The organism is Ciceribacter sichuanensis (assembly GCF_024055605.1).
Classification (GTDB): Bacteria; Pseudomonadota; Alphaproteobacteria; order Rhizobiales; family Rhizobiaceae; genus Allorhizobium; species Allorhizobium sichuanense.
Genome location: NZ_JAMXLX010000010.1, coordinates 159,732 through 169,973, shown reverse-complemented (window position 1 = coordinate 169,973; position 10,242 = coordinate 159,732). Strand labels below are relative to the sequence as shown.

The window sequence follows — 10,242 nt, the reverse complement described above, 5'->3', positions numbered from 1 at the left end:
GAGAGACTTCGTCGCCAGCAGCGCCGCCGCCCTCGTCAGTGAGCGGATGTATAATCCCACCCCCTCAATCAAGTCAACACCATCTATCACAAAAATTACAAAAATCACACAACACATTGATTATAAAAGATATTCTCAAAATCAGGACAGGCAGACACGCAAAACCATCAAAGCAGCGAGCTAAAACACAGGAAGATCACCGGGAAACGACGCTCGAAAGCCAACTCCTCTAGAGAGACTGGTCCAGATCGCCATCCAAGACCCTAAACGGGTCACCAAGTCAGTCTGCAGCTCCCTCATTCGGACGATGCATCACTCCGGGTGTCGAACGAAAGCTATCGGCGCGCCGCGTGTCGTGGCTCGCACGAATTCGGAATTCAGAAGGGCAACGCTTCATATCGGTCGAGAGACCTCTAAAGACGGGATCCTCATTAATACAGGTCCTGCACATCCTTGTTGAATACGGTCGCTCGATCATCACGGCTTGATGGCACGCCATACCGCGGCCCCGGGATCTGTCATCATCGGACTTATTAATAGGAGGGCGATCCGTTCTCATGCGACCGCCCTGACAAGGAGCAAAACCACCACCCCGCATTTCCGCACGTTGGCACCCGACGATTGCAAACTGCGCCGTGTCTACACCTGCCGCCTCGAAAAAAGAGCAATCACCCTGAATTCCGATTGCCAAGCCCGAATTCACTTAATATGATGTTAAGTGAAGGGGTCGCGCCATGGACGACATCGCAGTCGAGACAAGAAAGCAGGCTCTCATTGGCGAGAAGGTCAAGGCTTTCCGCACTGCTCGTCGCATGTCCCTCAGAGCTTTGGGAGATGCCACGGGGACGACCGCAAGTTTTCTGAGCCAGCTCGAGCGCGGCTTGAGCGGCGTCAATACCAGCACGCTGATACGTATTGCCGGCGCGCTGGGGATTAGTCTCACCGACCTGTTCGAAGAGGCAGGGCCGACGGTTGGCCGAGTTCTACGCAAGCATGAGCGACCGGCCCTTCCGCCGGCCGAGGGCTATCGCAAGATGCTTCTCTCGCGGCGACCAATCCGCGACATGGAAGTCTATATTGGTGAATTCGATCCAGGTGGTTCCACGGGCGACAAGCCCTATAGCCACGGGGATTCGCAGGAACTCTTCTTCGTCATCCGTGGTGAGGTCGAACTCACCCTCGGCGAGGAACGCCATGTGCTGTCGGCAGGCGATAGCATCGAATATCCGACGTCGGTTCCACACAAGACCGTAAATATCGGCAGGGAACTGGCTGAAGTCATCTGGATGATCGCGCCGCCGACCAGCGTCGCTGATGACCTGGACAAATACCTGCCACGGTCCGGCTCGTAGCCGCGGCGGGAACAACGGAAACGAGCGTTACTGGGAGTAACAACGATGAAGAAATTTGCGAGGGCTCTGGCCCTAACGATGACGTGCGCCCTGGCCTTGCCGGCATTCGCACAGGAAAAGCCGGTCGCCGGCGAAGTGAAGGAAGGTTCGCTCAAAGGCAAGACGCTGACCTTCGTCTCCTATGGCGGCATCTATCAGGACGGCCAGGTCGCCGCCCTCAAGGAATTCGTCGATAAATCGGGCGTGATGCTGCTGAACGACGGCCCGACCGAAATCGCCAAGCTGAAGGCGCAGGTCGATGCCGGCAACGTCACCTGGGATGTGGTCGATACCGCCGATCTTCCGCCTTATGTCCATTGCGGCACGCTGTTCCAGAAACTCGACCTTTCCAAGCTCGACGTCTCCAAGATCCCGCCCGGCCAGGTTGGCGAGTGCTCGGTTCCGGCGATGAACTACGGCGTCGTTCTCATGTACAAGAACGAGACCTATAAGGATAATCCGCCGAAGAGCTGGGCCGATTTCTTCGATACCGAAAAGTTTCCGGGCATACGCGCTATCGATGGCTCCGGCGATCCCGTCGGTGGCCTGATCGAACAGGCTTTCAAGGCAACCGGCGGCGATCCGAAGGCGATGACGCCGGAGGACATCGAAAAGGGCATCCAGAAGCTGCGCGATCTGGGTCCAGACACGATCTACTGGAAGACCGGCGCGGAATCCCAGCAGCTCGCCGAGTCCGGCGAAGCCGACATGGTGATGATGTGGACCGGCCGCGCCATGACCGCCGTGAAGAACGGCGCGAAATACACGCCGGTCTGGCAGGATTGGCTCGTCGTCATGGACCAGATGACCATTCCGGTCGGTGTCAAGGACACAGATGCGGCCTATGCGCTGCTCAACGCCTATCTCGGTGCGAACGCCCAGGCGATCCTCACCGAAAAGACCTCCTACACGCCGATCAACATGGACGCCAAGCCGAAGGTTGACGATGCGACGGCCGCCTTCCTCACCAGCACGCCTGAGCGGATCGCACAGGGCTACCAGCAGAACATTCCGTTCTGGGTGAAAAACTTCGACCTCGCCGCCGAGAAGTGGACCACGCTTCTTTCGGGCAACTGAGCCGCTGATTGACCGCAGGCCCGGCACCAGTCGGGCCTGTCTCCAACACGGGAGATGTCCATGACCACCACGCCCGATAAAGGCTTGCGGACCGGCCCTGCCGCCGGCTCCGGCCGGCCTGCCCTGCTTTCACGTTTTCGGCCTCGCGGCGCGATCTGGCTTGCAGCGCCGGCCGTGCTGGTGCTTGTTGCCGCCCTCGCCTACCCCTTGAGCATTGTTGTCTGGCGCTCTTTCGTCGACCCCGCGCCGGGTATCGACAATTACGTCTGGTTCTTCCAGTCCGCAGTAAACCGCACGGTGCTGCAACGGACCTTTGTCGTCGCGGCCTGGGTAACGCTTGTTTCCCTCATTTGCGCCTACCCCTATGCCTACGCCATGACGATCGTCGGCAAGAACGTGCGGCTTCTGCTTATCCTTTGCGTGCTCGTGCCCTTCTGGCTCAGCGGCGTGGTGCGCACGCTCGCCTGGGTCATCCTGCTGCAGGATTCCGGTGTCATCAATTCCTTCCTGCGCAACCTCGGTCTTTCGCCCGTCAAGCTGATCCGCACCCTGCCCGGCGTCATCATTGGCATGACGCAGGTGCTGCTGCCCTTCATGATCCTGCCGATCTACTCGGTAATGAAGGGTATAGACACGCGCCTCTTGCAGGCCGCCCGCAGCCTTGGCGCAAAACCGTGGAGAGCGTTTCTGCAGATCTATGTGCCGCTATCGCTTCCCGGTGTCTATGCGGGCGCCATCATCGTCTTCATCCTGTCGCTTGGTTTCTACATCACGCCCGCCCTGCTCGGTGGACCGCGCAGCACCATGCTGTCCTCGCTCGTGCAGAACCAGGTGCTGAGCCTTCTCAACTGGGGCCGCGGCGGCGCCATGGGCGTCGTCCTTCTGGTCGCGACCTTCGTACTTCTCGCCATGGCCGCTCCATTGATGCGCCAGAAGCACACCGCCTCGCGCAGGGAGACGTAACGAGATGCCGCCCCTCTCCCGCATTCTCCTTGGCCTTTTCTGCCTTCTGGTCGCTGTCCTGCTGCTTGCGCCGACGCTGGTCGTGATCCCGATGTCCTTCAACGGCAACAAGTCGCTCGCCTTCCCTCCGGTCGGCTTCTCCTGGCAATGGTATGAAAACTTCTTCCGCAACCCGGACTGGACGACGAGCTTCTCCAATTCTCTTGTTATCGCGCTCATCGTCGCAGTGGTGGCAACCGTGATCGGCACACTTGCCGCCTTCGGCATCACGAGAGCCGCCGCCCGCGTCGGCGGATTGCTACGCGCACTCCTGATCACGCCGATGGTCGTGCCCGGTGTCGTTCTGGCGATCGGCATCTATGCGGTCTATCTCGACGCCCATCTCGTTGGCACTGTCACCGGTTTCGTTCTGGCCCATACGATGCTCGCCATCCCCTTCGTGCTGATCGCAGTACAGGCCAGCCTCGAAGTCTTCGATCGACGACTGGAAACAGCGGCCGCCAGCCTCGGAGCCGGACGGCTGACGGTGTTCCGCACCGTAACGCTGCCGCTGATCCTGCCGGGCATCCTCTCGGGTGCGCTCTTCGCCTTCATCACCTCGTTCGACGAGATCATCGTGGCTCTCTTCATCACCAGCCCGTATCTCAAAACCCTGCCGGTGCAGATCTACACCTCCATCACCCGCGACGCCGACCCGACCGTTGCGGCCGTTGGCACGCTGCTGTTTTTCGCAACGTCGCTCATCATCATCGCCGGCCTGCTGTTCGGCATGCACCGCGGAAGGACCTGACCATGACAGCACCCCAACGATCGGCCGGCGCCGCGATCGAAATCCGCAAGGCGACAAAACGCTATGGCGCGTTTACCGCCTTGAACGACATCGACCTCCATATCCGTCCCGGCGAGTTCATGACGCTGCTTGGCCCCTCCGGCTCCGGCAAGACGACAACGCTGAACCTCATCGCAGGGTTTACCGACATCAGTTCAGGCGCTCTCGAAATCGGCGGCAAGAGTGTTACTGGCCTGCCCTCGCACAAGCGGAATATCGGCGTCGTTTTCCAGCACTATGCGCTCTTCCCACACATGACGGTCGGCAAGAACGTGGCCTATCCGCTGACGCTTCGCGGGATCAAGGGTAAGGATCGCGACGCCCGCGTAAAACGGGCTCTCGACATGGTGAAGATGGCGGATTTCGCTCATCGCTATCCCAACGAGCTTTCCGGCGGCCAGCAGCAGCGTGTGGCGCTTGCGCGCGCGCTGGTTTTCGATCCGCCTTTGCTGCTGATGGACGAACCGCTTGGCGCGCTCGACAAGAAGCTGCGCGAATGGTTGCAACTCGAGATCAAGCGCATTCACCGTGAACTCGGCACCACATTCGTCTACGTCACCCACGACCAGGAGGAGGCACTGGTGCTCTCCGACCGCATCGCCGTGTTCAATGGCGGACGCATCGAGCAGATCGGCACGGGCCGCGAACTCTATGACAGCCCGGCGACGCTCTTCGTAGGTCGGTTCATCGGTGAATCCACCGTTCTACGTGGAAAGACCGAGATTTCGGACGGCAAGACGGTAATGACCATCGGCGATCAAAGGATCGTCGCCCATGGCCGGATTGCCGGTGATGCCCGCCCGGTCATGCTTGTTCGTCCCGAACGCGTGGCGCTGAAACGGCCCGGCATGGAAACCAGCAGCACCGAAAACCGCCTTTCCGGCAATGTCGTCGAAGCTATTTACCTGGGTTCCGGCTCGAAGTACGAAGTGCGGCTCGCAGACGGGACGATCGCTGTCGTTCGCTGCCCCCTCGGCGCGTCCGATTTTTCCATCGGCGATGCCGTCGACATCGCCTTCCTCCCCACCGATCTCATTCTCCTGCCCGATGATGCCAGCGCCGACGTGACGCTGACCTGAACCAGAAAGCATCCCCCATGGATATCAAGACCAACGGTAACATCTCGTTCTGGTATGCCGATATCGGCGGTATTCCGGAGAAGCGCCCTCCCCTGCCCGGAGATCGGGAGGCCGACGTCTGCATCATCGGCGCGGGCTATACGGGCCTTTGGACCGCCTATTATCTGAAGAAGGCCAACCCTTCGCTCGACGTCGTCATCATCGAACGGGAATTCGCAGGCTTCGGCGCCTCCGGGCGCAATGGCGGCTGGCTTTCCGGCGGCTTCAGTTGGTCGCGGGAAAAATACGAAAAGACCTCCGGTCGCGGCGCCGTGGTCGATATGCAGAACGCCATGGCCGGTACGGTTGATGAAGTCGAGCGCGTCACCAAGGCGGAGGGCATAGACGCCGATCTCATCCGCGTCGACAATCTCATCGCCGCCACCAATACGGCCCAGATGGAGCGGATACGCGAAGAGTACCAATATGCCCTCGACTGGCAGGTGTCGCCGGAACGCATACAGTTCCTGTCCGGGGAACAGGCTGCTGCTCGTATTCGCCTCGCCAATGTTCAAGGTGCTGTTTCCTACCGCGGAATGGCGCGGGTACAGCCGGCCAAGCTGGTGCGCGGCCTTGCCCAGGTCGTGGAGGAACTGGGGGCGTCGATCTACGAGGGCACGACCGTCACCCGCTTCGAGAAGGGCCGCGTCGAGACGGATCGCGGTACAGTACGTGCTCCCGTCATCATTCGCGCGACCGAAGGCTTTTCCGCAGGCCTGCCCGGTTTCGAGCGTACCTGGCTGGCGCTGAACAGCGCACAGATCGTCACGGAACCCGTGCCGGAAGATCTCTGGCGCGAAATCGGCTGGGAAGGTCATGAACTGCTCGGCGACGCGGCGCATGCCTATTGCTACGCCCAGCGCACCCGGGAAGGCCGCATCACCATGGGTGGACGCGGTGTGCCTTACCGTTACGGATCGAAGACGGACGTCAACGGCCAGACGCAGCAGGCGACCATCGACCAGCTTTACGGCATCCTGACCCGCCTCCTGCCCCAGACCAAATCGCTGAAGATCGATCATGCCTGGTGCGGCGTGCTCGGCGTACCGCGCGACTGGTGCACGACGGCCGGGTTCGATCGCTCCACCGGCATCGGCTGGGCGGGCGGCTATGTCGGTCTCGGCGTCTCCAGCTCCAACCTTGCCGGTCGCACACTTTCCGACCTGATCCTGAACCGCGATACGGAGCTGACCGGTCTTCCTTGGGTCAACCGTACCGTACGCGAATGGGAGCCGGAACCGTTCCGCTGGCTTGGCGTACATTCCATGTACCAACTCTACAGCATGGCCGACAAACGCGAGTTTGCCGGCCTGCCACACACCTCCAAGCTCGCGGCCATTGCCGACAGCATTACCGGCCACTGAGCCTTGCAAAGGATAATTTCATGATCAGTTTCGAGAATTTCGGCGACCTTCTCAGCCTCGACATCGGGGCCTTTGAGCCGAAACCCACCTCGATCGAGGGAGACCAGCAGGAGGCTGCTGTCGTGCTCTGGACCAGCCCGAATGGCAAGCTGGAAACCGGTATATGGGAATGCACACCCGGCCGCTTCACCGCAGATCGCAGCAAAAACTCCGAAATCTGCCATCTGCTGTCCGGCAGTGTGACCCTGCACAATAGCGACGGCACCGAGCAAAAGATCGGCGCTGGAGAAATGTTCGTGCTACCTATCGGCTGGCGGGGCGAATGGACCATTCATGAACAAACCCGCAAGATCTACACCATGATCGATGAAGGCGTGTAATCGTCGAAATCCGGCGATTTTCTCTCCGAGACCGAATCTTTTCCGGGCAAACTTCTCGGCATGGAGTGAACATAACAGCCTCGGTCAGCCGGCCTTCTCGCGCCGGCTGACCGCCATTGAGTACCGTCGTCAAAAAATGAGTGACCGGGAACAGACGTCCGGCTCATAGGGTCGTTGCGCCGCTTTTCGAAAGTGGGCCCTCCCCTCACTCCCAGGCTCCCTAAGAGCCGACAATCAAGCCAAATAGTACTGAGCAGGAACCTGCGCCAGAAGCGAAAAACTCTCGCATCTGACCGTGGGCCTCCTCTCTGCTCCGCTACCCATCAAGCGGAAGGCGAAATATCGCCTCTAATGGCAATCAGAAATACGCAATACTGCAGCAAATCGATGCGTATTTGCCTATTATTTCTCTCCGAAACTCTTTTTTAAGTCATCACTCCGGTTTCCGGATTGCGCCGATTTCCCCTTGTGGCTGGATTGCTGCGTTATCGCAGCCAGCCGCTGTCGGAAGGAGGCAATCCTTCAACAGCAGGACCACACAATGACCAAATCGACGCTGTCCATTTCCGAGTTCGACACCCTCATGATCGATTGGATCGATGGGGATGGGCATATCTCCGCGATCAACGACTTCGAGGCTCGCGAACTCGGCATCGAAGCGACCGGCAGCCTGACACTCGAACGCGTCTACAGCAGCACCTCCGCGCAGCTTCTGCGAGCGATCGCCCGGGGCGAACAGACACCCGAGGCAAGCTTCCCCGTCTGGGTGAATTCACCGCGCTACAGCGAAATCCCGATGGTAGCGAGCGCCGTCCGCGACGCCAAAGGGGGTCTTGCGGTAATCAAGCAGGTTCTCTCCCCGAGCGTCCTCGACATCGGCCCGGAACTGGTCGAGCGCGTCGAAATCCTCTCCCAGATGATCGGCGCCGCCACCGAAGCCTGCTGGTGCATCGACTTTCTGGAGCCGGTGGATATCTCTCTTGCGCAAGAGGAGATCGTCGGACGGATATTCTCCAACCAGAGCCGCTGGCGTGCCTGTAACGAGGCGATGGCAAGGCTCTACCGGGTGCCGGAAGGCCTCGACTTCAACACCCAGCCGGTGTCACGCTATTTCCCCGACACCGACATCAACCGCCAGATGATCCGTGACCTGGTCAGATCCAACTATCGGCTCGACCATGCCACCGCCGTGGACCGCCGCCATGACGGCAGCGAGATGATCGTGGAAAACGATTTTCGCGCGGCAATCAAGGACGGATTACTGATCCGCCTCTGGGGCACGACACGCGATATCGGCCCTTATATTCAGCGGGAGCAGCAGCTTTCCGACCGCGCCGATACGATGCTCGATATCCTGAGCGCAACGCCCGATCCCATTCTGGTAATGTCGGAAGAGGGCATCGTACTTGCCGCCAATCCCGCCACGGAAGCCGCGTGGGGGCGTAGCGCCGATCAGATCCTCGGCCGTCCGATCCAGCGGTTCATCGAAACACGCAATGCCGTCGAAAAGCTCCGGCAGGCGACGCTCGACGACGACAGCGAACTGGACCTCGGCTTGATCTCTGCCGACGACAGCCGCGATGTCTGGCGTTTTCGCGCAGCACTGATGGAAGGCGAAACCCGGCGCTACGTGCTCACGGCCCGACGCAAGACGAAACGACGAACGCGCCGTCTCGCAGAGGAGGCCGTGTGATGAAGTTCTACGCCAACGACGTCTCCAGCCTTTCCCATCGCCGCCTTCGTCCGGGCTTCATCGACGACCCGCAATTCGGAACGTTTCTCGAAGCACTGCCGGATGGCGCAGCCCTCATCGAAGCGGACGGTCGCATCAAGCTGGTTAACAGCAAGCTCGAACTCCTGCTCAATCTCGCCCGTGGCGATCTGGTAGGCTCCGAGCTGACGAAACACGCCAAGACCGCCGGTCCGGTGATACAGAAGCTTTCGGCAGCCCTGCAGCAGTTGAAACGTGTCGAAGTCTCGGGAACGCTGAACTCGCAGCGCAGCGTCATCGCCACCCTCAGCATCCTGCGAACCGCCGATGGCGGTGCCTATGGCGCCTTCCTGACCATGCGCGAGGCCAGCCGTCACTCTCGCAACGAAGGCTCGGACAACTTCCGCTTCGAAGCCGAAGCCGGGGGCACTACGAGAGCAAGCTTCGTCAGGACACCGCAAATCGACGCGATCATCCGGCAGGCGGAAACCGCACTCGACCGCGGAGCGAATGTTCTTCTGACCGGCGAGACCGGAACCGGCAAGAGCGAAATCGCGCGGCTGATCGGAAACGGCGGCGAGACCGGCGCCGCTCCCTTCGTGCATGTCCGGTGCGGGCTCTTGTCTGACACCCAATTCGACGCCGAGATGTTCGGGATAGAACCGGGATCGGCCATGGATACCTCGACCCGCGGCAAGCTCGGCTATGTCGAGGCGGCCGATGGCGGCATCCTCTTCCTCGATCAGGTGACCGATCTTTCGCTCGCAGCGCAATCCCGGCTGGTCGCCTTCCTCGAAACCCAGACCTTCAGCCGACTGGGATCGGCGCAGCGTCGGCAAGCCCGCATCAGGATCATCGCCGCCACGAACGAAAACCTGTTCGATCTGGTTTCCGCCGGCGCCTTCCGCAGCGATCTCTACTATCGGATCGCCGTCATGCCGTTCGACCTGCCCCCCTTGAGAGAACAGCCGGGCATGATCGACGCCCTGATCGAACATCACCTTCGCACCCTCAATCTCGGTCGAAAGCCCCAGCTCCGGCTGTCCGCCGAATTTCTCGCCAAGCTGCGCGCCCATTCCTATCCCGGCAATGTCCGGGAGTTGGCCAATATCCTGGAGCGGGTAGCAGCGGTCGCCGACGACGTGGCGCGGGCGGAACACTTCGTTGCACCGATGCCCGCGCCGGATTTGCGGGCGCCGGCATCCCGCCATAAAGCCGCCCCCATGCAGGAACCCGCAGAGGCTTCCGCAACCCGCTTCAAGGATCTGGTCCAGGACTTCGAAACCTGGGTTCTGGAAAAATCCATCGCAGAAAATGGAAGCAAGAGAAGCGCCGCAAAGGCGCTCGGGATCGATATCGCCACCCTCGTCAGGAAGACGAAACGGAAACGATGAGCGTCAAAACCACAA

At 60.4% G+C, this 10,242-nt stretch carries 10 protein-coding genes; all 10 read left to right on the top strand.

The window, feature by feature from the left end; all coding sequences use genetic code 11:
- The coding region (locus NBH21_RS23180; RefSeq protein ID WP_252759585.1) for a hypothetical protein at positions 1-184 on the top strand (184 nt) is incomplete at its 5' end.
- A 550-nt stretch (positions 185-734) separates the two neighbouring features.
- Positions 735-1,352, top strand: coding sequence for a helix-turn-helix domain-containing protein (locus NBH21_RS23175; RefSeq protein WP_250913169.1), 618 nt, complete (start codon positions 735-737; stop codon positions 1,350-1,352).
- A gap of 45 nt (positions 1,353-1,397) precedes the next feature.
- On the top strand, positions 1,398-2,468 hold the full coding sequence (locus tag NBH21_RS23170; protein ID WP_250913168.1) for an extracellular solute-binding protein: 1,071 nt from the start codon (positions 1,398-1,400) through the stop codon (positions 2,466-2,468).
- A gap of 60 nt (positions 2,469-2,528) precedes the next feature.
- Positions 2,529-3,431 carry an ABC transporter permease gene (locus tag NBH21_RS23165; RefSeq protein ID WP_250913167.1) on the top strand — a complete coding sequence of 301 codons (903 nt, stop codon included), beginning with the start codon at positions 2,529-2,531 and terminating at the stop codon, positions 3,429-3,431.
- A 4-nt stretch (positions 3,432-3,435) separates the two neighbouring features.
- Positions 3,436-4,221, top strand: a complete 786-nt coding sequence (locus NBH21_RS23160; RefSeq protein ID WP_250913166.1) for an ABC transporter permease — start codon at positions 3,436-3,438, stop codon at positions 4,219-4,221.
- A 2-nt stretch (positions 4,222-4,223) separates the two neighbouring features.
- Entirely contained in the window at positions 4,224-5,339 is a 1,116-nt protein-coding gene (locus NBH21_RS23155; protein ID WP_250913165.1) for an ABC transporter ATP-binding protein, read from the top strand.
- A gap of 17 nt (positions 5,340-5,356) precedes the next feature.
- Entirely contained in the window at positions 5,357-6,742 is a 1,386-nt protein-coding gene (locus tag NBH21_RS23150; RefSeq protein WP_250913164.1) for an NAD(P)/FAD-dependent oxidoreductase, read from the top strand.
- Positions 6,743-6,762: 20 nt separating this feature from the next.
- Positions 6,763-7,122, top strand: coding sequence for a cupin domain-containing protein (locus NBH21_RS23145; RefSeq protein ID WP_250913163.1), 360 nt, complete (start codon positions 6,763-6,765; stop codon positions 7,120-7,122).
- A 541-nt stretch (positions 7,123-7,663) separates the two neighbouring features.
- Positions 7,664-8,815 carry a PAS domain-containing protein gene (locus NBH21_RS23140; protein WP_250913162.1) on the top strand — a complete coding sequence of 384 codons (1,152 nt, stop codon included), beginning with the start codon at positions 7,664-7,666 and terminating at the stop codon, positions 8,813-8,815.
- Positions 8,815-10,227 carry a sigma 54-interacting transcriptional regulator gene (locus tag NBH21_RS23135; protein ID WP_250913161.1) on the top strand — a complete coding sequence of 471 codons (1,413 nt, stop codon included), beginning with the start codon at positions 8,815-8,817 and terminating at the stop codon, positions 10,225-10,227. Before NBH21_RS23140 ends, NBH21_RS23135 begins: the two co-directional genes overlap by 1 nt.
- The last annotated feature ends 15 nt before the right edge of the window (positions 10,228-10,242 follow it).

Excerpts from the sequence above, each read along its gene's own strand:
- NBH21_RS23175 (WP_250913169.1), top strand. The coding sequence starts at position 735 with ATGGACGACATCGCAGTCGAGACAAGAAAGCAGGCTCTCATTGGCGAG.
- NBH21_RS23170 (WP_250913168.1), top strand. The coding sequence starts at position 1,398 with ATGAAGAAATTTGCGAGGGCTCTGGCCCTAACGATGACGTGCGCCCTG.
- NBH21_RS23165 (WP_250913167.1), top strand. The coding sequence starts at position 2,529 with ATGACCACCACGCCCGATAAAGGCTTGCGGACCGGCCCTGCCGCCGGC.
- NBH21_RS23160 (WP_250913166.1), top strand. The coding sequence starts at position 3,436 with ATGCCGCCCCTCTCCCGCATTCTCCTTGGCCTTTTCTGCCTTCTGGTC.
- NBH21_RS23155 (WP_250913165.1), top strand. The coding sequence starts at position 4,224 with ATGACAGCACCCCAACGATCGGCCGGCGCCGCGATCGAAATCCGCAAG.
- NBH21_RS23150 (WP_250913164.1), top strand. The coding sequence starts at position 5,357 with ATGGATATCAAGACCAACGGTAACATCTCGTTCTGGTATGCCGATATC.
- NBH21_RS23145 (WP_250913163.1), top strand. The coding sequence starts at position 6,763 with ATGATCAGTTTCGAGAATTTCGGCGACCTTCTCAGCCTCGACATCGGG.
- NBH21_RS23140 (WP_250913162.1), top strand. The coding sequence starts at position 7,664 with ATGACCAAATCGACGCTGTCCATTTCCGAGTTCGACACCCTCATGATC.
- NBH21_RS23135 (WP_250913161.1), top strand. The coding sequence starts at position 8,815 with ATGAAGTTCTACGCCAACGACGTCTCCAGCCTTTCCCATCGCCGCCTT.